Raw genomic sequence first — 23,601 nt, 5'->3', positions numbered from 1 at the left:
CAGAATAAATTGATTATTTAAAACCCTATTTTTATTCGATGAAAGTACTTCACCTAGATAGCAACCACGATATTCTTGCAGAGAAACTGGAACAAGCTGGTTTTGAAAATCATTATGACTGCACTTCTTCTAAACAGGAGATCATGAAAGTTATAGCTGGTTATGATGGCCTGATAGTAAGAAGTAGGTTCCCCATTAATCAAGAGTTTTTGCAGGTTGCAAGTAATTTAAAATTTATAGGTCGTGTAGGCGCTGGACTTGAAAACATTGATCTAGAAACAGCAAAGGATCTAGGAATAAAGTGTTACAACGCTCCAGAAGGAAATAGAAATGCTGTAGGTGAGCACGCATTAGGAATGTTACTATCGCTATTTAATCATTTGAATCGAGCAGATCAAGAAGTACGGTCTGGATTGTGGCAGCGAGAAGAAAATCGTGGCGTAGAACTAGAAGGTAAAACGGTAGGATTAATAGGTTATGGAAACATGGGTAAGGCTTTTGCTAAAAAGCTCTCAGGGTTTGACTGCAAGGTCATTTGTTATGACATCAAAAAAGCAGTAGGTGATATGTATTGCGGTCAAGTAAGTCTTGAAGAACTACAAAAACAAGCTGATGTCCTATCACTACACATACCGCAGACTCCTGATACTATAAAGATGATAGATCAAGCTTTTATCGGCGCTTTTAGAAAACCATTTTACCTTATCAATACTGCAAGAGGCAAGTCTGTAGTAACTATTGACCTTGTCGAGGCACTTAAAAATGGCAAAATACTAGGTGCTGGTCTCGATGTATTAGAATATGAAAAAGGTTCTTTTGAATCTCTTTTTCGCCCTGAGCTACCTCAGGATAAACTTTCATCTAAAAAGATGAAAAGCGAAATTCCAACGGCATTTAAAGAGCTACTGTCTATGGATAATGTTATATTAAGCCCACATGTAGCAGGCTGGACGGTAGAATCTAAATATAAACTTGCTGAAGTAATTGCAAATAAAATTATCTCAAACCATCAACCATCATGAATAAAGTTACAGGAATAGGCGGTATATTTTTTAAATGTAAAGACGTTGCTGCCACTAAGAAATGGTATGAAAAACATCTAGGCTTACCGGTAGATGATTATGGTTGTACCTTCTGGCAAGCAGATAGTGTGAAGCTGGATGAAAAAGCAAGCCAGCAATGGAGTCCGTTTAAAGCAGAGTCTACTTATTTTGAGCCAGGAGAACAAGAGTTTATGATCAATTACCGCGTGGCAGATTTGAAAAGTTTAATGGAAGAACTGAAACAAAACGGAGTTAAAACAGTCGGTAAGATAGAGGAATTCGATTACGGGAAATTTGGCTGGATTGTAGATTGTGATGATCGCAAAGTTGAATTATGGGAACCGGCAAATGAACACCTTTTTGAAAAATAATATACATTTACAACAACTAATCATAAATTACAAAAAATGAGTACAGACGGATACGATAGCGCTAAAGATAGTTTTGATAGTGCCAAAGATGCAGCAAAAGAAACATTTAATGATGCGGCAAATAGCGCCCAGAATAGCGCCAATGAATTCAAACAAAACTTTAATCAAACTGTAAATAGTCAAGATAATAAGAAAATACTGGCTGGACTATTAGGTATTTTCTTAGGTGGTTTCGGTATTCATAAGTTCATTTTAGGTTACAATACCGAAGGAATTATTCTTGCTGTGGTTACAATTTTGGGTATTTTAACTTCATGTATCCTTATTGGAGCGTTTTTTGTTTGGATACCAGGAACCATAGGATTAATAGAGGGAATTATTTATCTGACAAAGTCTGATGAAGAATTTTACCACACTTACCAGTTAAATAAAAAAGCTTGGTTTTAAGTTTTTGATTTACAAATATATAAGGTCTTAAATGTTAAGTTTAAGACCTTTTTTTGTGAACCAATTTTAATGGACTTAACTTTGCGTTAACATTGCACATAGCATTTGCTATTTTTAATTACTCATGGCATTAAAAATTCTAGTTTTAAGTACGACTAACTCAACTTTGGGTCCTATGGCCCAAGGTTTTTTAGATTACTACAGCTCAAAGAAGACACAGGTTATAAGCGCTGGTTTAGAACCGTTACCTACTCATCAAATGGCTGTAAAGGTGATGGATTCACTTGGTATACCTATAGAAAAGTCGCGCATGAAATTTGAAGATATTGAAGAAATCACCTTTGACTTCATTATTACCTTTTCCAAGAAAGCCAACGAGATAGCAACATCAAAGACCAAAAAGGCACAAATATTTCATCTAGATATGGATAATTTAGATAAAACTTCAGGAACAGATAAAGAGATAAAAAAAGCCTTCAAATCCAGCCGCAAAGAATTACAAGATTATTGCATAGAATTTGCAGAAAAATATCTTCAAAAAAAGAAATAATACAAACTCTTACTCTTTTAATTTATAGTCTAAAGGCAACATTCCAGAAATTTTAAGTTTTTAGGTAAATTAAAATAATTACGCAATTTAGAGTGTAGTTTTCAGCACTGCTATTTACCCTTCACCATCTTCCTGTTGTGAGCTAAAGTATTTAGATTCCATTTCTGCCTGAAACTCTTCCATTACTGGCTTCACCGTGCTTTCTGGAAGGTCTGCAATGCGTATATACATTAAACCATCCACAGCATTGTTGAATAATGGGTCTACATTAAAAGCAACCACTTTTGCATTTTGCTTTACGTACTTTTTAATAAGTACAGGAAGACGTAATTCATTAGGCTCTAACTCGTCTATAATTTTATCAAACTTATTGAGGTCTGCAGCGCTTTCATCAAAAATAAAATCCTTATCTGCATCTTCTAGTTTTACTTTAAAGTCTTGCTTTGGGGTAATATACTGAGCTATATATGGATCGTAATAGTTACTTTTCATAAACTCGATCATCAATGATTTAGAAAAGTTAGAGAACTTATTACTGATGCTTACTCCACCTATTAGATACTTATGCTCTGGAAACCTAAGCGTACAATGCACAATTCCTTTCCATAGTAAGAACAGCGGCATAGGTTTTTGCTGGTATTCTTTTATGATAAAAGCACGGCCCATTTCAATGGACTCACTCATCATTTTATGAAGCTCTGGCTCAAATTTGAACAACTCATTTAAATAAAACCCTTCAAGACCGTAAGCTTTACTTATCTGGCTACCCATTCCCATGCGGTAGGCTCCTGCAATGCAATTTGCATCTCGATCCCATAAGAACATTTGATGGTAATAATTATCATACTTATCAAGATCGGTAGGTTGATTAGTGCCTTCACCTATTGCTCTAAATGTGATTTCCCTTAATCTACCGAGTTCTGCTAAGACATTAGGGATGTGTTCTTTTTGAGAAAGAAAGACTTCATAATTTTTAGATTCTAATAGACGCTTATCTCCCATTTCTCTTAACGCATCTACTTCTTTGATCAAGGACTTTTGATCTGTCGTTGCGGCAATTTTTTTGGGAGCTTTAGGAATTTTAATCGTTTTAGGAAGGTCACTTAGCTTTTTCACCTCTTTATCATAAGGTTTAGAAAGCATGTATGTTTTTTTACGTAGAAAATCAGTAAAATCCTCCAACGATTCATGCTCTTTTTGAGCCTTGACAGATATTGGGTTACCTATTCTAACTTTAATAACGCGGTGTTTTTGAGAAAGCAGCTCAGAAGGTAATTTGGCTGTTCTAAAAACATCATTAATTTTTGCTAGCCTATAAAACATGCGGCTATTCTTTGCATGAAAATAAATAGGAATTACTGGAACCTCAGCTCTCTGGATAAGTTTCATAGCACTTTCCTCCCATTTCTTATCTACGACGAGTTTTCCATCTCTATAGGTCGAAACTTCTCCTGCAGGAAATACTCCTAGAGGAAAGTCGTTTTTTAAATGTCGTATAGCTTGCATAAACCCAGCGGTACTAGACTTAGCGTCTTTACGATCCTCAAAAGGGTTAACCGGCATAATAAATGGCTTCAACGGCTCGATGCGGTGCAGTAAAAAGTTAGCTATAATTTTATAATCTGGACGACGTTCAAGAAGCAGTTTTAATAATAATATACCATCAATTCCTCCTAGCGGATGATTTGAAATAGTAATAAAAGCATTGTTTTTAGGAATACGCCTTAAATCTTCTTCAGGGATTTCAAACTCAATTTGCAAATCCTCTAACAAGCCATTTAAAAAGTCGCCTGTTTGTTTATGCTTATGTCTATTGTATAATTTATTGAGAGTAGATATACGCAAAAGTTTCATTAACGACCATCCTCCGAGAGTGCCTAAAAAGCCGTATTTATCTATATTGATAGCCTTTGCTACCTCTTTTGCATTTACTAATCCCATAGAAATTGGTTGGTTGTCATATTACAAATATAAGATAATTGTAACCTGACTATTCTTTAACGATTAATTGGAGTGTTTCTTGCGCTCGTTGCTTCAATAACACTTCTTTTCCAGCTTCTATAAATTCCATAGCATCCTCGTTGTAATGCCTAACCGTGTAAAGTGACACACCGGTAACATGACTTATTTTATATCGTGATTCTAAGTCTGCAAGTAATTCTTTAAGTTTATTATATTTATCTTCTACACAAAGTGAAAAGCTTATGGCACTATTTTGCAATAAGCCTACTTGCATTTTATGCTCACTAAGTTCTTGAAAAATATCAGAAATGTTATTCTCTCCTATGAAACTAAAATCTCTAGAGGAAATTTTCATGAACACCATGTTTTTTCTAACGATATAACATGGTATAAATGGATCTATGGTTGCAGCGTCAGTAATTACGGTACCTTCATCTTCAGGAAGTAAAAATGATTTTACATAAAGAGGTATTTTTTTACCTTGAAGCGGTTGTAGCGTTTTAGGATGAATGACTGAAGCGCCGTAGAATGCCAGCTCAATCGCTTCATTATAAGGAATCTTTTGCAGCAGAACGGTATTTTGAAAAGCTCGAGGATCTGCATTAAGTACGCCTGGCACATCTTTCCATATCGTGACACTATCTGCATCGAGGCAGTAAGCAAGGATAGCAGCCGTGTAATCACTTCCTTCTCTACCTAATGTTGTGGTAAAACCGTTGTCATCAGAACCTATAAACCCTTGTGTTATAAATAGCTGCGCACCACACTTCTTCTTAACTAGTTTTTCACTTTCTTTCCATTTTACAGCAGCATCTCTATATTTATTGTCGGTCTTAATAAACTCTCTTGCATCTTTCCATTGCAAAGGAATACCGCATTCATTAAGGTAGGCTGCCACGATTTTTGTAGACATCAATTCTCCATGACTTACCACTTGATCGTATAAAAAACTGTAACTTTTACTCTTGTTACGCAATAGTTCTTCTGTCAGTGACTCGATTATATATTTGATGTCTTTTTTGATTCCGCTTTCGCGAAAGCGGACTGAAAAATCACTTTCTTGATCATTACTAGGTTGTTCTAACGCACCAATCACCTCCATATGTTCTTCATACAAATGACTTATAAGATCTACGTAGGTGGTATCTTCAGATAGATATCTTTCAATGATTTCCTCAAGTGCATTAGTCGTTTTACCCATTGCAGAAACTACAATACCGGTATTTTCATAACCTATAGTGTTTAACACTTTACAGACGTTGCGCACACCAGCTGCGTCTTTAACTGAGGCACCACCGAATTTGAATATTCTCATTTGCTCTTGATATAATTCTCTAAAGAAGTTTGATCCATTTGAGCAAGATACCAGTCTTTGATCATGGTCACTCCTGTTTTCTCATAAAAATCTATCGCATTAGTATTCCAGTCCAGCACAACCCATTCTACTCTTCTCACGTTTTGTTCATATGCATATTGAAGTACTTGATCATACAATGCTTTACCCAAACCCTTACCTCTCATTTTCTCTGTCACAATGAGGTCTTCAAGGTGAATGGTTTTACCTTTCCAAGTAGAAAAACGAGGGTAACATAAACTAATGCCTTCGATCTTGTTATGATAAAGACCCACAAAGCATTTAAATAATGCCTCATCGCCTAGTCCATTTTCTTCTAATTCTTCAATAGTTACCTCTACCGCTTCTGGCTCATTTTCAAAAACCGCTAGTTCTTTAATGAGTTCTAGAACTCTTGGAAAATCTTCCTTTACAACTTCTCTTACCTCGATCATAGGTCAAATTTTAGGTAAATATAATTGACGACATGTAAAAAAATGTGAAAAGTATCTAATACAACGTTGTAGCGACCAATATTTTATTAAGATATTTGCGTAACTAATCATATTATGGCTACAAAAAATCAATCACTCGGAGAATTTATTATAGAGAACCAGTCTGACTTTCAGTACAGCAGTGGCGAGCTTTCTAGACTTATTAACTCTATACGTCTAGCTGCAAAAATGGTGAATCATGAAGTTAATAAAGCTGGTCTGGTAGATATTACTGGTAGTGCTGGCGAGATCAACACACAAGGTGAAGATCAACAAAAGCTGGATGTATTTGCAAATGACACTTTTATCAGGACTCTTACTAATAGGCAAATTGTTTGTGGAATCGCCAGTGAAGAAAATGATGACTTTATTACTATAGAAGGAGAACGTAAAGACCATGGTAATAAATATGTGGTCGCTATGGATCCACTAGATGGAAGTTCTAATATCGATGTGAATGTTTCTGTAGGTACCATTTTTTCTATTTACCGTCGTGTGACTCCAGTAGGAACTCCAGTGCAACTAGAAGATTTTCTACAACCAGGAAATATGCAAGTAGCTGCTGGTTATATCATTTATGGGACTTCTACCATGCTGGTTTATACTACTGGAAATGGAGTGAATGGATTTACTCTTAATCCTTCTTTAGGAACTTACTATCTTTCTCATCCTAATATGACCTTTCCAGAAGACGGCTCTATCTACAGCGTGAATGAAGGAAATTATGTGCATTTCCCTCAAGGTGTAAAAGATTACATCAAATATTGCCAGCAAGAAGAAGGTGACAGGCCTTATACAAGTCGTTACATAGGAAGTCTAGTGAGCGATATACATCGTAATATGATTAAAGGTGGAATCTATATGTATCCTAAAAGCTCCAAATCAGTAGATGGTAAATTGCGATTGCTTTACGAATGTAATCCTATGGCGTTTATTGCCGAACAAGCTGGAGGACTAGCTAGCGACGGATATCAGCGCATTATGGACTTGAAGCCTAATGAGTTACATCAACGTGTACCATTCTTTTGTGGTAGTAAAAATATGGTGCGTAAAGCAGAAGAGTTTATGAGTAAATATCCTCGATAATTTTGCTTAAATTTGTAGCTTAACCTAACCAGAATGGCAAAAGACAAAAAGCAATCGGAGGAAGCATCATTATCTATAGATAGCAGCTCAAAATTAGAAGCTATTAAGAATCTTATTTTTGGTGAAAACATCCAGCAATACGATTCTGAATTTGATCTTTTAAAGAAAGATATCATTGCAAAGCGACAAGAATTGCATGATATGATTGAAGAAACTAGGGACGAGCTTCACAAAAGCATCGATAGCCTTTCTACAGATTTAAACATACGTATAACTGACTTAGAGTCTAAAATAGACGATAGATTAGAGAACATGGACGAAGACAAAACAAGCCGTTCTATGTTAGGTGATGCGTTAATAGAATTAGGTGAAAAAATAAAAGCCTAAAATAAAGTATGATTAACCAGGATGATAAGCTGGATTTATTACGTACTCTCTTACTTACTGATGATAGGCAATTAACAGAAAGCATCTCAAAAAAGATTTCTGATCTCGAGGAAACTATAAGAGAACGAGAAAAACTTTCTGAAAAAGTATCTCCCATCATTAAAGAGGAGCTAGAAACTTTTGCCTTAAATATTCCCGAACAATTAGGACCAGTAATTACAAAAACTCTCAAAAAACAAATCGAAGAGTCTAAAGATCAGGTGGTAGAGGCGCTTTATCCCATTTTAGGGAAAATGATCAAGAAATATATTTCTAACGAGATCAAAATGCTTTCAGAAAACGTTGATCTTGCTACTAAAGATGTATTTTCTGGAAGAGCGATAAAAAGGAAACTCAAAGCGCTCTTTAGTGGTGTTAAAGAAAATGACATTATAATAAGTGGACTTGCTAAGGCAGAAGTGGAACAAATTTTTGTCATTGAAAAAGGTTCTGGAATCCTGTTAGGTAGTTATCAAACTAAGGAGACCGTAGATGAAGACATGATAAGTGGCATGCTTACAGCCATTAAAGCCTTTGTAGAAGATGCTTTTAAAGAAACCCATCATGACTTGCAATCTATTGAATACGACCTTTATGAAATTCACCTGCATAGTTTTCATAAATATTACATTGCAAGTGCCGTAAGTGGTACTTTTACCGAGAGACTTGAAAATGAATTAGAAGATTTTAATTTAGAAATAAGTCAAGAGATCAGTAAACGAAATATTATTTACGATCGCACTGAATTAGAGAATTTATTATTAGATAAATTCAAAACTTACAAATTTACAGAAGAATAAAATGTCCTCTAAAAAAATAGTTATTGTTGGAAGCTTTGGAGTTGGTAAAACCTCTCTTATTCGTCGTTTTGTAGACGATACTTTTGCAGAAGACTACAAAGTAACCATAGGTGTACACATCTTAAAGAAAACAGTTGAGCTTCCTGAGCATACTGTTAACCTTATCATTTGGGATACAGAAGGTACAGACGAAATTGAAGAGATCAGAAAATCCTATTTAATCGGGACACATGGGTTTATTTATGTGAGTGACGTGACGCGCCCTAGAACTTATGAAAATATAGGCGCACACAAAGATTACCTGATTAAAAACTTTGGTAACATCCCAATTCTTACCGTAGGAAATAAAAGTGATTTATTGATTAAAGGATCGATTGCACAAAAGAAAGAAGAGTTGGATTTTTTAGATATGTTAGTTAGTGCAAAAGAAGGTAATAACATTCAACGCTTATTTGAAAAAATGGCTAAAATTCTTATTTCATAATGAGTAGCAATTCAAAAGGTGAATTTATAGTTCCTGTTCAATTTATTTCAATTGATTCAAATGGCACTATTAAAAGTTCTGATCAAAAGTTATTGAACTTTCAAAAAGGCGCACCTCTTAAAGAGGCACATCCCTTTTTTGAATCCATTGATTCCTTATTCAATTCTAGCTCAACTCATCTTAAGTTAGACTGCGTGAATATGTTTGACCGTACATTTGATGTCGAAGTCATTACACATAAAGATAACTCTGGAGTAATTATTTTAAGAGATCGTTCTGAATTCTATAGTCGTATACAAGAAGTAGCTCAGCAGCGCAATCAGTCGCTGATTTTAAACGAGCTCTTGGAAATCAAAAACGACCTGTTGCAAGAAAAAGAGGCTTTTAAAACAAAGTTCATTAAAAACTTTTCTCAAGAATTGAGAAGCCCTCTTACTTTAATAAGTGCCTTTTCATCACTTTTATTAAAGGGCGAACTAGATTTAGAACAAACTAAACTAGTAGAAGCACTAAAAGAACAAAGTGATTCTATCAGAAAATTACTGGATGATGTTATAGAACTTTCAAAGCTGAAGAAGGGAAATTCAAAACTAGTAGAAGAAGTTTTTTCATTTAAAGATTTGTTAGCCAATATTTATTTGAATTTTAATGCTAAAGTTTCTCTTTCAAAAAATACTTTTGAAATGGACGTAGCCAGCGGCGTACCAGATTATTTGGTAGGTGATCAAAGAAGAATAGGACAAGTAATCAATAACTTAATTGAAAACGCACTTATTTTTAATAATGGAAACCATATCAAATTTGAGGTGACAGAAAATCATAAAAGAGCTGGTAAAACTAGTTTGAGATTTCAAGTTCATCATAAAGGTATTGTCCCAGAAGGCTTAGGAGATAAATACGAATTAAAAGATCTAGAAAAGATGAAACCAGAAGGGCTCAACTTTTCTATAGTAAGAGAATTAGTTGAGTTATTAGACGGTACAGTTAAATTCAATAAAATTGACAAAGATTACACACAACAAATAGTGAATCTTAAGGTTGCCTATCCATTACATGAAGTAAAGCTTCCTCCTAAAAAAACCTCTACTGTAGAGCAATATAAATTTACTGAAAAAGTAAAGGTGTTAATAGCAGATGAGAACACTACTACTCAATTTACCGCTCTCAAGGTATTAGTAAGCACTGGTAATTTTAATACAGAAGTTTATACAGATCCAAGAGAGTTATTAGAAGCTGTAGAGAATCGTGAATTCGATCTTATTCTCATGTCATCTAGTATTTCACAAATTGACTCCATAGAGTTGATAAGTATTATCAAGCAATTTGCTAATGAGGAAAATAAAAAGATTCCTATCCTAGCTCTCACAGTTCATACGAGTAAAGAAAGCATAGCTGCTTATAAAGCTGCAGGGTTTAAAGACGTCATAAAAAAGCCTTATACAGATGATGAGTTGTTAAACACTATCTATAAAAGGCTTAGACTTAAAAAGTTTTTATAACTCTATCTATTTTTATTGAGTAGGTAACGGTAATCGTCCAGATTCAAGTGCCCGTTAAAAATTTCTATAGAACGTTCTACTAAGTACGCTGCATCTTCTTCATTATACCCTATTGCTGTTGCATACTTCTTCAATAACTTGTATTCATTTTCATCCATGCGATGATCTGCAAATACAATTTTAAAAAGGTCATGCAACCACTGGATACGCTCTTCTGCTGAATTAGGTGGAGCAACTGGGTACGCATTTGGGTTTTTAAGAATTTCGGTATAATTTGAATCTGATATATCTAATACAGACTTAAACCTTTTCAATACCACTTCTTCTTCTTCTTGCATTCCAGAAACCTGTGCAAGAGCTACTAATGTTGCAAAATGACTTTTATTTCTGGCACTAGCTCCAGACTCAAATAAACTTGAAAATGACATAATCTTATTTTAATTAGTGCAAATATAAGAATAGCTATTATAGCAATAGCTCATTATTTAAGATGACTTAGCATCTCAGAAACCATATTTCCTATTTCATATTCGTTTTTCCAGCTCCAGTCCTCACGAGCATGACTGTCATCTATGGAACTAGGCCAGCTATCGGCTATTTTCTGTCTAAAATCTGGCTCGTAACTAATTGTAAAATCAGGTAAATGCTTCTGTATTTCAGCAGTAATTTCTTTAGGTGTAAAACTCATTCCAGAAAGATTGTAAGAAGACCTTTGCTTGATTTCTCTTGCTGGAGCTCTCATGATCTCTGTAGTTGCTCTTACAGCATCTTCCATATACATCATAGGCAAGGCCGTATCTTCACTTAAAAAGCAGTTATAGGCATTATCTTCTATCGCTTTATGAAAAATATCAACTGCATAATCTGTTGTTCCACCACCTGGAAGTGTTTTCCATGAAATAAGTCCAGGATAACGTATAGACCTCACGTCTACGCCATATTTTTGATGGTAATATTCACACCATCGTTCTCCTGTTTGCTTACTGATACCGTAAACCGTTGTAGGTTCCATAATCGTGTGTTGAGGCGTGTCATCTTTAGGAGTTGTAGGTCCAAAAACCGCAATACTAGATGGCCAGAATATCTTATTAATCTTACCTTCTTTGGCAATATCTAATACATGCATCAAAGAATCCATATTTAAACTCCATGCTTTTTTAGGAAATTTCTCTCCCGTCGCACTTAGCATCGCTGCCATTAGATATACTTCGTCTATTTCATAATGCAAACAAATATCTTCGATCTGACTCTTATTCATCGCATCCAGCGTTTCAAAAGGTCCAGAAGCCATTATCTCCTCGTTTCCATCACGTATATCGCTGGCAATTACATGGTTTCCTCCATAAATTTGTCTCAATCTCATAGTAAGCTCAGTACCTATCTGGCCACAAGCGCCTATAACTAATATCTTCGTTGGCATTTTTAAATATTTATAGCAAATATAATAACACCATATAACGACAGCCATCAGTTTATTACAGTTTTAATAATAATCTCGCTTTCGCGAAAGCGGAATCCTAAAAAACACCTTACTTAACCACTAGATCTTCAAAACTGACCTGCTTTAAATCATGCAAGTGCTTCTTTTTTATTGCAGTAATTATAATCATATTTGCATTTCATCGTTCTATCATTATGCGCATCTTTATTATAGCCTTTTTACTACTTGTTGCCTGTAAACCAGCTCCTGTTGAGGAGTCTAAACAGGACCAGCTAGATTTCGCCGCTTTAGCTTTAAGATCATCACAAATGACCTTGATAGGCAACGCACAAAAAAAAGCGCTTGATTGGAATTCTTTTCAAAACTTGCTTACTGGACTAGAAAATTACGATCATTCCATTCCAGCGACTAACAAGTTGATAGACCATGTGAATGACATGCTAGAAAATCCTATTGATGATTTTGTAGATCAAGCGATCATTTCAAGGTTAATAGTTTTAAAAACTAGATTACACATCTACAAATCATATTTAGGTTACCGTATTAAAGAGTCGGCAGAAATAGAGAAAAAATATAATGACATTATCTTAGCTTTAGATGAATTAGTGCTACAAATAAATTGGAAAATCAATGAATTTGATCAACCTAATAAAACTCTTTTAGAGATTTTAAAAGCAGATCTAGAAGCCCAAAAAAATGACAGTATTCCAACTACTGATTAGAAATCTAATCAATTGTAGAATGGTAAACTTCTCTTAATCTAATCTACTTTTAAACACATGTCCTTTAATTTTAGGTCATGAGTGATTCACTACTTCAATTTACAAAGAAAGGTATTTACTGCAAACCAGCAGGAGTTTATCTAGATCCATGGCAACCTGTTTCTAAAGCACTAATAACACACGGTCATGCAGACCATTCTCGATGGGGTCATAAAAAATACATAACTCATCATGATAATGTACCTATTATCAGTCACCGGTTAGGAGATATAAATGTGAGCGGCGTTAGATACAACGACTCTTTTTCTATTAATAATGTAAAATTCTCATTTCATCCAGCAGGGCATATTCCTGGCTCTTCTCAAATACGTGTAGAGCACAAGGGAGAAGTTTGGGTATTTACTGGCGACTACAAGACCGAAGACGATGGTATTTCTAAAGTTTATGAACCTGTAAAATGCAATACGTTTATAACAGAATGTACTTTTGGCTTGCCTGCTTTCAAGTGGAGAGCTCAAAGTGAGGTGATGGAAGATATTAATTTATGGTGTGCCCAAAACCACCAAGAAAAAAAGACTTCTATTCTTTTTGCCTACTCACTAGGTAAAGCACAACGTATCATTAAACATCTGAACACCTCACAAATGAAGATTTATTGCCATGGCGCCGTCTTTAAAATGACAGAGGTCTTGAAAGATCAAATAGACTTCCCTCCTTTTCATCTCATCACTAGAGAAACTACCAAAGAAGAAATAGCTGGTAATATAGTCATTGCGCCACCTAGTGCGCATGGAAGTGCGTGGATGCGTAAAATGGTACCTTATGTAACGGCAAGTGCCAGTGGCTGGATGACTTTTAGAGGTGCCCGACGTAGAAGAGCTATTGATAAAGGTTTTGTTCTTTCAGATCATTGTGACTGGGATGGCCTCTTAGAAAGTATAGACGCTACAGGTTGTGAAAATGTCATCACAACACATGGTTATCAAGAGATTTTTGCTCGATTTTTAAGAGAAGAAAAAGGTCTTAATGCCATCAGTGAAAAAACCCAATACGAAGGTGAAAACCTTGAAGAAAAAGAGTCTGATGAAACGACAAAAGACAATGAGGAAAAAACAGCCACTACATCAGAGTCAGGTCCAAAGTCAAGTGTAGCGTTATGAAACAGTTTGCAGAACTTATTAGAACCATAGACGGCACCAATAAAACAAATCTTAAAGTAGCTGCATTAACCAACTATTTTAAAAAGGCAAGTGATGATGACAAGCTATGGACCATCGCTATTTTATCACATAGAAGACCTAAAAGACCAGTAAACACCACTCTCATGCGGGAATGGGCTACTCAAATAAGTGGCGTTCCTATGTGGTTATTTGAAGAAAGCTATCACATAGTAGGCGACCTTGCAGAAACCATCGCTCTTATTTTACCTACCTCAAATGAATCCAGTGATAAAAGCCTTTCACAAATCATTAAAGAGATTATCGATTTAAGATCAAAGGATGAATCTGAAAAACGAGACTATCTACAGAATAACTGGCTGCAATTGAACTATTACGAACGATTTGTTTTTAATAAAATCCTTACAGGTGGTTTTAGAATAGGAGTTTCCCAAAAATTAATGACTAGAGCATTAGCAAATGCCACTGGAATAGATAAAGACGTCCTTGCACATAAATTGATGGGCAGCTGGACTGGAGAAAACACCACTTTTCAAGAATTAGTTTATGAAGATAATGAGGTGGCTATGCGTGGTAAACCCTATCCTTTTTATCTGGCTTATGCTATAGAAGGAGAAGTTGATGAGCTAGGAGATATTTCTCAATGGAGTGCAGAGCATAAATGGGATGGAATAAGATCGCAAACCATCATACGTAGTGGCGAGTTATTTGTATGGTCTAGAGGAGAAGAACTTGTTACTGATAAATATCCAGAATTTCAAAAGTTTATAAGCACTATTCCAGATGGTACGGTGATCGATGGTGAAATCTTGCCATTCAAAGACGGATTAATTATGAACTTTAATGACCTTCAAACCAGAATAGGTCGTAAAACTGTTGGCAAAAAGCTATTAAAAGATGTTCCCGTTGTCATAGTCGCTTATGATTTGCTAGAATGGAAAGGAGAAGATTTAAGAGATCTGCCATTTGAAAAACGTAGAGCCATCTTAGATCAACTTGTGCTGGACTTAAATAAAAAGGAAGAAGGTTTACCTCAAGAAGAAAAAACGCCTTTGCTTCTATCAGAAACCATGAGTTTTAATTCTTGGGGCGACATGTCTCAGGAACGAGATCTAGCTAGAGAAAAACGGTCAGAAGGATTGATGATTAAACGTAAAGACAGTCCTTATCTGGTAGGTCGCAAAAAAGGTGACTGGTGGAAATGGAAAACAGATCCGTTTTCTGTAGATGCAGTACTCACCTATGCGATGAGAGGTCATGGAAGAAGAGCAAATCTATTTACTGATTATACATTTGGTTTATGGCAAGATGGCGAACTGGTAACTTTTGCAAAAGCCTATTCTGGACTCACAGATGCCGAATTTCGTAAAGTCGATGCATGGATTAAAAAAAATACTCTAGAACGTTTTGGACCAGTCCGGTCTGTAACGCCGCACCATGTTTTTGAAATTGCCTTTGAAGGAATTGCTCCTAGCAAACGTCACAAATCTGGAGTCGCTACACGTTTTCCACGTATTGTACGCTGGAGAAAAGACAAACCTATGGAAGAAGCAAATACACTTGATGACCTAAAAGCTTTAATACCATAAAACTAGAAATCGTCACATTCAAAACAAGAGAATGATAAGACTTTTTTTAAGCTATACCTTTAGCTTTTACGTCCCATTAATTGTAATGAGAAATCAGTTAATTGCTTTTTGCTTTCTGGAGCGATAGATAATTCCTCGATATTTTTTAAGGCCTTTTGGGTATATGACTCAATAGCATCTAGAGTTGCTTTTGCGCCACCGCTTTGCTCAAAGAAAACTTTTACCGTTTCTTTCTTCTCATCTATTTGCTCCTCAGTCATGTTCTCAAAGTGCAGGGCAAACCATTCTTTAAGTTCTGTAGCACAATCATTATTTTCAATACTTTTTAAATACAAGTAGGTTTTTTTATTCTCTCGTATATCTCCACCTACTTCTTTCCCAAAAGTTTCTGGGTCTCCAAAGGCATCTAAATAATCGTCCATTAATTGAAATGCAAGCCCAAGATTAATTCCGTAATCGTATATAAGTTCCTGCTCTTTTTCATCAACTCCTGCAATAATAGCACCCATTTGTAAAGCACAACCTACAAGAACAGATGTCTTAAGCTTGATCATATTTAAATATTCTGGAACACTAACATCATCTCTCGTCTCAAAGTCAACATCATGCTGCTGTCCTTCACAAACCTCAAGTGCTGTTCTTGAAAAGACCTTATTAAGCTGGTAAAATTTATCTTTATCATAATCTTCAAAAAGACGGTAGGCCATAATAAGCATGGCATCTCCAGTAAGGATTCCAGTATTGACATCCCACTTTTTATGCACTGTTTCCTTACCACGTCGCAAGTCTGCAGCATCCATGATATCATCGTGGAGTAATGTAAAATTATGAAATACCTCAACCGCAATGGCAGCGTTCATAGCATCTTTGGCAGTAGCTCCATACATTTCAGCACTCATTAAAGTCAGTAACGGGCGTAAACGTTTACCGCCTAAATCAAGTATGTAATGAACTGGATCGTACAATCCAGCTGGCTCTGTAGCAGTAACTTTTGATTTGAGCTCTTCTAAAAATGTAGTTCTAAGGGATTTCAATGTATTCATGCGGTAAAAATAACTGTTGCATTTTTCTTTTTTGTAGGAATTATTAATTGTCTTGTTAAATAATTGTAAAACTTAGGAAACTTTATGGGTTTCTAAAGTTTCCTAACGGTATATTTGCACGATCTTAAATTCAAAATGGCTACAATTAAGGAACATATTATTCAAACATCACTAGATTTATTTCTAACACTTGGTTTTAAAAGTGTAACAATGGATGAAATTGCTACCAAGCTAGGAATGAGCAAGAAAACCTTGTACAATCATTTTAAAAATAAAAACCAACTGGTTGATGTTTCCTCCTTACAACTGTGTACTCACATTTGCAATGGTGTCGATCAAATCGTAGATGGTGAAAATGAAAATGCCATTGAAGAGCTTTACACCGTGAAGAAATTTGTCATGGAACACTTGAAAGGAGACGACACATCACCTGTTTATCAATTACAAAAATACTATCCTGATACTCATAAAAAAATTACCGATATGCAATATGCGCATATGGAAAATTGCATCAAGAAGAATGTTACGAGAGGCATTGAAAAAGGATTATATCGAGATAATATAGATGCTGACTTTGTCGCTCGTATGTACTTCATCGGTATTCAAGGCATCAAAAACCTAAACATATTTCCTGCTCAAAAATACCCTGTTAATGAGCTTTATGATCAGTATTTAGATTACCACATTAGAGGAATTGTAACTCCGCAAGGACGTAAAATATTAAACAAAATCACCAACTCAAACCACGATTAAATGAACTATAAATTTTTATATGTATGGGTTTTTAGTGTTCTCGCTTTCGCGAAAGCGCACTCACAACAAACCTCTACTCAAGATTCCTACAGCTTCACGCTAGAAGAAGCCATTAACTATGGACTCGAAAATAATTACCAAGCCATCAATGCCAAAAGAGACATCGCAAAAGCATTGAAACAGAAATGGGAAACCACATCTACTGGATTACCGCAGATTAATGCTGGTATCGATTACAACTACAACGTGAAAACGCCTGTGATTGTTCTACCTGGAATATTTTTTGACGACAACGCAGCTCCTGGTAGTTTTACAGCAATTCCTGGTGCTCCACGACAGACGGCAAATCTCAACGCAACATTAAGCCAATTGATTTTTGACGGTTCATACATAGTAGCTTTAGAAGCTTCAGAAACTTTTCTTGATTTTTCTGAAAACGCAAATAACAAAGCCAAACTTGAGGTAAGAAAAGGAATTATCAATGCTTACGGTGGAGTGCTTCTTACACAAGAGAACATTTCTATCGTAGAACGTAACCTAACTACACTAAATAAAAACCTTGAAGAAACCACTAAGATTTATGAAAACGGTCTTGCCGAGGAAGAGGATGTAGAACAGCTTAGAATCACTAAAGCGCAACTAGAAAACCAACTAAACAGTGCAAAAAGACAAGAAGATATTGCTCTTGATATGTTGAAACTGGCTTTAGGAATCAATTTAGATCAAGAGATCATTCTAGAAGAAGATCTAGCTGCTCTAGCTATTCAAAATATGGATCCTAGCTTAAATGAAGAAACATTAAATCTAGAGAACAATGCCGATTTCCAGATCGCAACAAATTTTACTGAACAGAGAAGGCTAGAATACAAATTAGAACGAGCCAAGGCACTTCCTACGCTGTCAGGATTTCTGAATTATGGGATTCAATCGTTCGGAGAAGATTTTGTGTTTTTTGATGGAGATAATAGGTGGTTCGGTCAGAGTGTGGCAGGAGTAAGTTTATCAGTTCCTATTTTTAGTTCTTTGGGAAGACAAGCCAGAACAGATCGCGCAAAGATAGCTTGGGATCAAGCCAAAACTGATTTAGACCGTACGACTCAAGAAATTTTATTGAATTATCAAACTGCGCTTAATAATTACCAAATCGCAATTGATAATTACAGAACAAATAAAGAAAATCTTACACTTGCTGAGCGTATAGAAAATAAAAACAACATCAAGTTTAAAGAAGGTATTGCTACAAGCTTTGATTTAAGACAAGCACAAACTCAATTGTATAGTACGCAATCAAATTACCTACAGAGCATGTTTCAAGTTATAAGTGAAAAAGCAAATCTTGAAACCATTCTCAACACACCAGAATTCATAAAACAGAACTAAACCACCACTGAATTATATATCATGAAAAAATTAAGCATTTTATTTATAAGCCTTTTTATACTCACCTCATGTGGTGATAAAGCGCCTACCGTTGACGAGTTAATCGCAACAGGAGACACTCAAGTAATAGCTCAAAAGAAGACAGAACTACTCAATCAAAAGAAAGAGTTGGAAAATGAAATCAAAGCTATTGAGAATTACCTTGATAAGAATAGTGTACAGAAAGATGGCGCACTTGTAAGCATCTCAACAGTACAAGATACAATGTTCAATCACTTCATTGAGTTACAAGGTAGTGTGGACACTAAACAGAACATTACCCTAATGCCAGAAACCGCAGGGATTTTAACTAATGTCTATGTAAAAGAAGGACAAAGAGTCTCAAAAGGACAGCGCCTTGCAAAAATTGATGACGGTGGAATGTCACAGAGCATTGAGCAAATGAAAGTACAAGCGCAACTTGCAAAAACTACTTTTGAGCGTCAAGAGCGATTATGGAATCAGAAGATAGGTTCTGAGATTCAGTATCTACAAGCTAAAGCAAATTATGAGGCTCAAGAAAATGCGATTAAATCTATGCAACAACAGCTGGCAAAAACGATCATTACAGCACCTTTCTCAGGAGTTATAGATGACGTTATAACAGAACAAGGAAACACAGTAAGTCCAGGCATGACTCAAATTTTGAGAATTGTGAACCTCAATAATATGTACATAGAAGTAGAAGTTCCAGAAACATATATTTCTTCCGTTAACGAAGGAACAAATGTAAAAGTAGAGTTTCCAGTTTTAGGCAAAACTGTAGAAAGCAATGTGCGACAGACCAGCTCTTTCATTAATCCAGCAAATAGATCCTTTAGAATCGAAATCCCGGTAGAAAACAAGGAAGGCGCTATTAAACCTAACCTTACGGCTAGACTTAAAATTAATGATTACACAAATAAAGAGGCGATATTAATTCCACTGGCTGTAATTAGTGAAAATCAAAATGGAGATCAATACGTGATGATTGCTAGTGATTTAAAGAGTGGTGATCAATTTGATACCGCTGTCGCGAAAAGGAGAGTTATTCAAACTGGTAAAACCAGTGAAAACATGATCGAGATCACCGATGGCCTTGAAAAAGGAGATCGCATTATAGTTGAAGGTGCACGTAGTGTTAAGGAAGATCAGCAAATAAGAATCAAAAAAGCTTAAGAAATGGGTAAGAAAAGTGAAAAAGAGTTTGGATTTTCCTCGTGGGCAATCAATAACTCGACTGTAATTTGGATCTTGATAGGACTAGTTCTTATTCTAGGAGTACAAGGATACTTTGCGATGCCTCGTGAAGATTTCCCTGAAGTAAAAGAAACTAAAATATATATTTCTAGTGTTTATCCTGGTAATACCGCTGAAGATATAGAGCGTCTCATCACCGATCCTCTTGAGGACCGACTGAAAAACATTTCTGGTGTTGCAGAGGTACTTTCTACATCTCAAGAAGACTACTCCATTATCACGGTAGAATTTGAAGAAGGTTCTATCCTAGGCTCCAGCATTTCTGTAGAAGAAGCAAAGCAAAAAGTCAAAGATGAAGTAGATGTAGAAACTGCAAACGAAGACTGGCCTACTTTTAATAATGCTAAGGTAGAACCAAATGTGTTTGATCTTAAAATGAGTGAAGAAGTACCTATCATGAACATCAACTTGAGAGGTGAAGCATATACGGTAAGAAAACTTAAAGAATATGCAGAGTTTTTACAAGATGAAATTGAAGGACTTCAAGAAATCAAAGAAGCAAGTATAAGAGGTGCTCAAGAATTAGAGGTAGAAATCGCTGTAGATATTTACAAAATGACTGCTGCTGCTGTAAGCTTTGACAACGTGATCAATGCTGTACGTGGTGGGAATGCAACCATGAGTGCTGGAAATATCAAGACCGAAAACCAGCGTCGTACTATTAGAATTCTGGGTGAAATTACAACACCTAGTCAGCTGGATCGCTTTGTTGTTAAAAATGAAAATGGCGCCATCTATCTAAAAGATATTGCTGAAGTGAACTTTAAAGAAGAGGATAAAACCACTTATGCAAGAGAATCTGGCGACGCGGTTGTGATGATTGATGTAAAGAAGTCGTCTGGAAAAAACATGATTACTGCATCAGAAAGTATTAGAAAAATTATTGCTGACGCCAAAGAGAATGGTAAAATACCAGACAATATAGAAGTTACTATTACTAACGATGGTTCTAGTAGAACACTTAATCAAGTAGATGACTTGGTTAACAATATCATTTTTGGAGTAATTCTCGTTGTTACTGTTTTGATGTTTTTCTTAGGGTTTAGGAATGCGCTTTTCGTAGGTTTTGCAATTCCTATGTCTATGTTAATGAGCTTTATCATCCTCAACTTCTTGGGTTACACCTTAAACACGATGATTCTTTTTGCCATGATTATGGGATTAGGAATGCTTGTAGATAATGGTATTGTGGTAGTAGAAAACGTCTACCGATTGATGGACGAGGAAGGCATGTCCCGCACAAAAGCTGCAAAAATAGGAATTGGAGAAATCGCTGTTCCTATTATTATATCTACGTTAACTACTGTTGCTGCATTTGTACCTATAGGTTTATGGCCAGGAGTTATGGGAGAATTTATGAAATACTTCCCTATAACGCTATCGGTAGTTTTAGGTAGTTCACTGGTAGTTGCTATATTCTTTAATTCTATGCTCGTTTCAAAATACATGAGTATTGATGAAAAAAACATTCCCGTAAAGAAATTACTTCTCATCACCGCTGTTATGGGTGGAATAGGAGTTCTTATCTTACTTTTTGGTGGCGCAATAAGAGGTATAGGTTCTGTAATGGTACTAACTGTAATATTATTATGGCTGTATAAATATGTGGTTAAAGGAGCTACTTTATTTTTTCAACGTAGAATATTAAAGTGGTTAGATAACGCATACGAGCGATTTTTAAGGTTTGCCCTTAGAGGTAAAACACCCTATTTCTTTACCGCTGGTATGGCTGTAATGTTTTTTGGAGTATTAGCGCTGTATTTTGGATGGTCTGTAGGAACTGGCCGTACAAAAGTCGAGTTTTTCCCAGAGAATAAACCCAACCAGATTATTGTGTATATCGAGTATCCACAAGGTACTTCTATCAATAAAACTAACAAGACTACCAAAGAAATTGAGAGTATCGTTTATGATGTGATCAATCAAGACATGTATGTTGAAGATGGTAGAAACTTCCTTGTAGAAAGTACTGTTTCTCAAGTAGGTGAAGGAGCTGGCAATCCACAAACAGATGGTGGTAGTGCTGCTGAAATGCCTAATAAAGGGAAAATCACTGCTTCTATGCGTGAATACAAATACCGTAATGGTGCTGACAGTGAGATCTTACGTAAAAAAGTACAAGAAGCCGTTCAAGGAAAGTTTCCTGGTATAGCTATAAGCGTAGAAAAAGATGCTGCTGGTCCGCCGGCTGGTTACCCTATTAACGTTGAGCTTCAAGGTGATGATTATGAAGAATTAATTGTTACGGCAGAGCGTATGGTGAAATTTCTCAACGAGAAAAACATCGCTCCTGTTGACGAGTTAAAGATTGATGTAAATAAAAGCAAACCTGCCCTACAAGTAAAAGTAGATCGCGAGAAAGCAGGAGAATTAGGAATAAGCGCTAGTCAAGTAGGAATGCAATTGCGTAGATCTATATTTGGAGAGAAAGCTGGTATTTATAAGAAAGATGGAGAAGATTACGATATTTATGTAAGATTCAACGAGGAGAATAGATACGATCGCAGCTCGTTGTTCAATCAGCGTATTACTTATAGAGATATGGCATCTGGTCAAGTATTAGAAATTCCAGTAAGTGCTGTTACTACTCAAGAAAACGTTTCTGGATTTAGTGCCATTAAGCATAAAGATAATCAGCGTGTGGTGACCGTGTACAGTGCTCTGAAACCAGGCTATAGCGATGCTGGCGCAGCAGTTGCGCAAATCCAAAACGAAATGCTGGATTTTGAGGGTCTTTCTGATGGTATTAAAATCGATTATACTGGACAACTAGAAGAGCAAAACAAACAACAAGCCTTTCTTATGACCGCTTTAATGGTTGGACTATTATTGATTTTCTTCATCCTGATTTTCCAATTTGGAGGTATTTCTAAGCCTACTATCATCATGATTTCTATATTCCTAAGTTTTATAGGAGTGTTCTTAGGATTAATGGTAACAGGATGGCCGTTTGTTATTATGATGACCATGATGGGAATCATCTCCCTTGCAGGTATTGTGGTAAACAACAGTGTAGTTTTAATCGATTACGTAGACATACTCAAACTGCGTAGAAGAGAAGAATTAGGAATAGATGACGATAAACACTTGATAAGCAAAGAAGATTCATTTGCTGCGATCGTTCAAGCTGGTAAAGCTCGTTTGAGACCAGTACTTCTTACTGCAATCACAACCGTGTTGGGATTAATTCCTCTGGCGATAGGTTTTAATATTGACTTCTTTAGTTTGTTTAGCCAGTTTGATCCTAAAATATATATGGGTGGAGATAACGTGATCTTTTGGGGACCACTAGCATGGACCGTAATCTTCGGTTTATTATTTGCCACGTTCTTAACGCTGATTATTGTACCTGTTTTATTATATCTTGTACACAGAGCAAAGTTGAGATTTCAGCGATTTAAAAATCCTGAAAGAGTTGAAGAAACTCAAAGAATCACAGGTGAGTTTGAAGAAGATCAACAAGTAGCATAACGACATTCTTTTATTTACGCTAAAAAGGCATTTAACGATTGTTAAATGCCTTTTTTATTGTTCATCGTTTTGTACTTGTATGAAGCTGAAATATCAATTTAATAGCTTCCTGAAGTGATTCAAACACTTCCTATACATACTCCTTTAGATAAAATAAGGTGAGTTCGACGTAATAATGATTGATATTCAATAAGTTAGTTTGATTTTTGTTTTTATAATAAATAGAATTGAATTCTTTCAACGGTTTGGGA

Annotated in this window: 22 protein-coding genes; 16 read left to right on the top strand and 6 right to left on the bottom strand. The window is 35.7% G+C overall.

The features are described from left to right. The first annotated feature begins 38 nt into the window (after nucleotides 1–38). The 4 genes from DDD_RS08560 to DDD_RS08545 all read left to right on the top strand — a co-directional run bounded on the left by DDD_RS08560 (nucleotide 39) and on the right by DDD_RS08545 (nucleotide 2,411). Entirely contained in the window at nucleotides 39–1,022 is a 984-nt protein-coding gene (locus DDD_RS08560; RefSeq protein WP_015362429.1) for a 2-hydroxyacid dehydrogenase, read from the top strand. Continuing rightward, the gene (locus DDD_RS08555; protein ID WP_015362428.1) at nucleotides 1,019–1,414 is read left to right on the top strand and encodes a VOC family protein; all 396 of its coding nucleotides are present in this window, start codon (nucleotides 1,019–1,021) and stop codon (nucleotides 1,412–1,414) included. Before DDD_RS08560 ends, DDD_RS08555 begins: the two co-directional genes overlap by 4 nt. Nucleotides 1,415–1,450: 36 nt before the next feature. Then, entirely contained in the window at nucleotides 1,451–1,861 is a 411-nt protein-coding gene (locus DDD_RS08550; RefSeq protein ID WP_015362427.1) for a TM2 domain-containing protein, read from the top strand. Between the two features lie 124 nt (nucleotides 1,862–1,985). Next, entirely contained in the window at nucleotides 1,986–2,411 is a 426-nt protein-coding gene (locus DDD_RS08545) for an arsenate reductase/protein-tyrosine-phosphatase family protein (RefSeq protein WP_015362426.1), read from the top strand. 114 nt (nucleotides 2,412–2,525) lie between these two features. Here the strand turns inward: DDD_RS08545 and DDD_RS08540 are convergent, their stop codons facing one another. The 3 genes from DDD_RS08540 to DDD_RS08530 are packed head-to-tail and all read right to left on the bottom strand — an operon-like array spanning nucleotide 2,526 to nucleotide 6,161. After that, a complete protein-coding gene (locus DDD_RS08540) occupies nucleotides 2,526–4,352 on the bottom strand; it encodes a GNAT family N-acyltransferase (protein ID WP_015362425.1) in 1,827 nt (608 codons plus the stop codon). A 49-nt stretch (nucleotides 4,353–4,401) separates the two neighbouring features. After that, nucleotides 4,402–5,688 carry an aspartate kinase gene (locus DDD_RS08535; RefSeq protein ID WP_015362424.1) on the bottom strand — a complete coding sequence of 429 codons (1,287 nt, stop codon included), beginning with the start codon at nucleotides 5,686–5,688 and terminating at the stop codon, nucleotides 4,402–4,404. Next, complete coding sequence (locus DDD_RS08530) at nucleotides 5,685–6,161, bottom strand: GNAT family N-acetyltransferase (RefSeq protein ID WP_015362423.1); 477 nt, start codon at nucleotides 6,159–6,161, stop codon at nucleotides 5,685–5,687. The genes DDD_RS08535 and DDD_RS08530 overlap by 4 nt, the downstream gene beginning before the upstream one ends. 114 nt (nucleotides 6,162–6,275) lie before the next feature. On the opposite strand from DDD_RS08530, the gene fbp reads away from it, so the two are divergent. The 5 genes from fbp to DDD_RS08505 are packed head-to-tail and all read left to right on the top strand — an operon-like array spanning nucleotide 6,276 to nucleotide 10,495. Continuing rightward, a complete protein-coding gene (gene fbp / locus DDD_RS08525; protein WP_015362422.1) occupies nucleotides 6,276–7,286 on the top strand; it encodes a class 1 fructose-bisphosphatase in 1,011 nt (336 codons plus the stop codon). Nucleotides 7,287–7,319: 33 nt separating this feature from the next. Further along, nucleotides 7,320–7,673, top strand: a complete 354-nt coding sequence (locus tag DDD_RS08520; protein ID WP_015362421.1) for a hypothetical protein — start codon at nucleotides 7,320–7,322, stop codon at nucleotides 7,671–7,673. An 8-nt stretch (nucleotides 7,674–7,681) separates the two neighbouring features. Next, a complete protein-coding gene (locus tag DDD_RS08515) occupies nucleotides 7,682–8,512 on the top strand; it encodes a hypothetical protein (RefSeq protein ID WP_015362420.1) in 831 nt (276 codons plus the stop codon). A 1-nt stretch (nucleotide 8,513) separates the two neighbouring features. Then, nucleotides 8,514–8,996 (top strand): Rab family GTPase, encoded by a 483-nt coding sequence (locus DDD_RS08510; protein ID WP_015362419.1) that lies wholly within the window; start codon nucleotides 8,514–8,516, stop codon nucleotides 8,994–8,996. Next, entirely contained in the window at nucleotides 8,996–10,495 is a 1,500-nt protein-coding gene (locus DDD_RS08505; protein ID WP_015362418.1) for an ATP-binding response regulator, read from the top strand. The genes DDD_RS08510 and DDD_RS08505 overlap by 1 nt, the downstream gene beginning before the upstream one ends. Nucleotides 10,496–10,497: 2 nt before the next feature. Here DDD_RS08505 and DDD_RS08500 read toward each other — a convergent pair whose 3' ends face one another. Then, a complete protein-coding gene (locus DDD_RS08500; RefSeq protein WP_015362417.1) occupies nucleotides 10,498–10,923 on the bottom strand; it encodes a TerB family tellurite resistance protein in 426 nt (141 codons plus the stop codon). A gap of 53 nt (nucleotides 10,924–10,976) precedes the next feature. Continuing rightward, nucleotides 10,977–11,915: an NAD-dependent epimerase/dehydratase family protein gene (locus tag DDD_RS08495; protein WP_015362416.1), complete on the bottom strand. Its 939-nt coding sequence runs from the start codon at nucleotides 11,913–11,915 to the stop codon at nucleotides 10,977–10,979. Nucleotides 11,916–12,130: 215 nt separating this feature from the next. Here DDD_RS08495 and DDD_RS08490 point away from each other — a divergent pair, with 215 nt between their 5' ends. The 3 genes from DDD_RS08490 (at nucleotide 12,131) to DDD_RS08480 (ending at nucleotide 15,425) form a co-directional block, all read left to right on the top strand. Continuing rightward, nucleotides 12,131–12,658: a hypothetical protein gene (locus DDD_RS08490; protein ID WP_015362415.1), complete on the top strand. Its 528-nt coding sequence runs from the start codon at nucleotides 12,131–12,133 to the stop codon at nucleotides 12,656–12,658. A 77-nt stretch (nucleotides 12,659–12,735) separates the two neighbouring features. Then, entirely contained in the window at nucleotides 12,736–13,818 is a 1,083-nt protein-coding gene (locus tag DDD_RS08485; RefSeq protein ID WP_015362414.1) for a ligase-associated DNA damage response exonuclease, read from the top strand. After that, nucleotides 13,815–15,425 (top strand): ATP-dependent DNA ligase, encoded by a 1,611-nt coding sequence (locus DDD_RS08480; protein WP_015362413.1) that lies wholly within the window; start codon nucleotides 13,815–13,817, stop codon nucleotides 15,423–15,425. Before DDD_RS08485 ends, DDD_RS08480 begins: the two co-directional genes overlap by 4 nt. Nucleotides 15,426–15,484: 59 nt before the next feature. On the opposite strand, the gene DDD_RS08475 is transcribed toward DDD_RS08480, so the two are convergent. Then, nucleotides 15,485–16,468, bottom strand: coding sequence for a polyprenyl synthetase family protein (locus tag DDD_RS08475; RefSeq protein ID WP_015362412.1), 984 nt, complete (start codon nucleotides 16,466–16,468; stop codon nucleotides 15,485–15,487). A gap of 135 nt (nucleotides 16,469–16,603) precedes the next feature. Here DDD_RS08475 and DDD_RS08470 point away from each other — a divergent pair, with 135 nt between their 5' ends. From DDD_RS08470 to DDD_RS08455, 4 genes are read left to right on the top strand one after another with little or no spacing between them, the layout of a single operon-like run. Then, nucleotides 16,604–17,221, top strand: a complete 618-nt coding sequence (locus tag DDD_RS08470; RefSeq protein WP_015362411.1) for a TetR/AcrR family transcriptional regulator — start codon at nucleotides 16,604–16,606, stop codon at nucleotides 17,219–17,221. Then, nucleotides 17,222–18,601, top strand: coding sequence for a TolC family protein (locus DDD_RS08465; protein ID WP_015362410.1), 1,380 nt, complete (start codon nucleotides 17,222–17,224; stop codon nucleotides 18,599–18,601). A gap of 21 nt (nucleotides 18,602–18,622) precedes the next feature. After that, entirely contained in the window at nucleotides 18,623–19,798 is a 1,176-nt protein-coding gene (locus tag DDD_RS08460) for an efflux RND transporter periplasmic adaptor subunit (protein ID WP_015362409.1), read from the top strand. A gap of 3 nt (nucleotides 19,799–19,801) precedes the next feature. Then, complete coding sequence (locus DDD_RS08455; RefSeq protein WP_015362408.1) at nucleotides 19,802–23,350, top strand: efflux RND transporter permease subunit; 3,549 nt, start codon at nucleotides 19,802–19,804, stop codon at nucleotides 23,348–23,350. Nucleotides 23,351–23,601: the final 251 nt, after the last annotated feature.

The sequence above is a fragment of the Nonlabens dokdonensis DSW-6 genome, from assembly GCF_000332115.1.
Classification (GTDB): domain Bacteria; phylum Bacteroidota; class Bacteroidia; order Flavobacteriales; family Flavobacteriaceae; genus Nonlabens; species Nonlabens dokdonensis.
This window is presented reverse-complemented; position numbering and strand designations above follow the sequence as displayed.

Bases quoted from the DNA above. Each gene is read 5' to 3' on its own strand.
- DDD_RS08530 (WP_015362423.1), bottom strand. From the start codon at position 6,161: ATGATCGAGGTAAGAGAAGTTGTAAAGGAAGATTTTCCAAGAGTTCTA.
- DDD_RS08475 (WP_015362412.1), bottom strand. From the start codon at position 16,468: ATGAATACATTGAAATCCCTTAGAACTACATTTTTAGAAGAGCTCAAA.
- DDD_RS08505 (WP_015362418.1), top strand. From the start codon at position 8,996: ATGAGTAGCAATTCAAAAGGTGAATTTATAGTTCCTGTTCAATTTATT.
- DDD_RS08500 (WP_015362417.1), bottom strand. From the start codon at position 10,923: ATGTCATTTTCAAGTTTATTTGAGTCTGGAGCTAGTGCCAGAAATAAA.
- DDD_RS08470 (WP_015362411.1), top strand. From the start codon at position 16,604: ATGGCTACAATTAAGGAACATATTATTCAAACATCACTAGATTTATTT.
- DDD_RS08560 (WP_015362429.1), top strand. From the start codon at position 39: ATGAAAGTACTTCACCTAGATAGCAACCACGATATTCTTGCAGAGAAA.
- DDD_RS08480 (WP_015362413.1), top strand. From the start codon at position 13,815: ATGAAACAGTTTGCAGAACTTATTAGAACCATAGACGGCACCAATAAA.
- DDD_RS08550 (WP_015362427.1), top strand. From the start codon at position 1,451: ATGAGTACAGACGGATACGATAGCGCTAAAGATAGTTTTGATAGTGCC.
- DDD_RS08510 (WP_015362419.1), top strand. From the start codon at position 8,514: ATGTCCTCTAAAAAAATAGTTATTGTTGGAAGCTTTGGAGTTGGTAAA.
- DDD_RS08515 (WP_015362420.1), top strand. From the start codon at position 7,682: ATGATTAACCAGGATGATAAGCTGGATTTATTACGTACTCTCTTACTT.
- DDD_RS08535 (WP_015362424.1), bottom strand. From the start codon at position 5,688: ATGAGAATATTCAAATTCGGTGGTGCCTCAGTTAAAGACGCAGCTGGT.
- DDD_RS08460 (WP_015362409.1), top strand. From the start codon at position 18,623: ATGAAAAAATTAAGCATTTTATTTATAAGCCTTTTTATACTCACCTCA.
- DDD_RS08485 (WP_015362414.1), top strand. From the start codon at position 12,736: ATGAGTGATTCACTACTTCAATTTACAAAGAAAGGTATTTACTGCAAA.
- DDD_RS08465 (WP_015362410.1), top strand. From the start codon at position 17,222: ATGAACTATAAATTTTTATATGTATGGGTTTTTAGTGTTCTCGCTTTC.
- DDD_RS08495 (WP_015362416.1), bottom strand. From the start codon at position 11,915: ATGCCAACGAAGATATTAGTTATAGGCGCTTGTGGCCAGATAGGTACT.
- DDD_RS08545 (WP_015362426.1), top strand. From the start codon at position 1,986: ATGGCATTAAAAATTCTAGTTTTAAGTACGACTAACTCAACTTTGGGT.
- DDD_RS08455 (WP_015362408.1), top strand. From the start codon at position 19,802: ATGGGTAAGAAAAGTGAAAAAGAGTTTGGATTTTCCTCGTGGGCAATC.
- fbp (WP_015362422.1), top strand. From the start codon at position 6,276: ATGGCTACAAAAAATCAATCACTCGGAGAATTTATTATAGAGAACCAG.
- DDD_RS08520 (WP_015362421.1), top strand. From the start codon at position 7,320: ATGGCAAAAGACAAAAAGCAATCGGAGGAAGCATCATTATCTATAGAT.
- DDD_RS08490 (WP_015362415.1), top strand. From the start codon at position 12,131: ATGCGCATCTTTATTATAGCCTTTTTACTACTTGTTGCCTGTAAACCA.
- DDD_RS08555 (WP_015362428.1), top strand. From the start codon at position 1,019: ATGAATAAAGTTACAGGAATAGGCGGTATATTTTTTAAATGTAAAGAC.
- DDD_RS08540 (WP_015362425.1), bottom strand. From the start codon at position 4,352: ATGGGATTAGTAAATGCAAAAGAGGTAGCAAAGGCTATCAATATAGAT.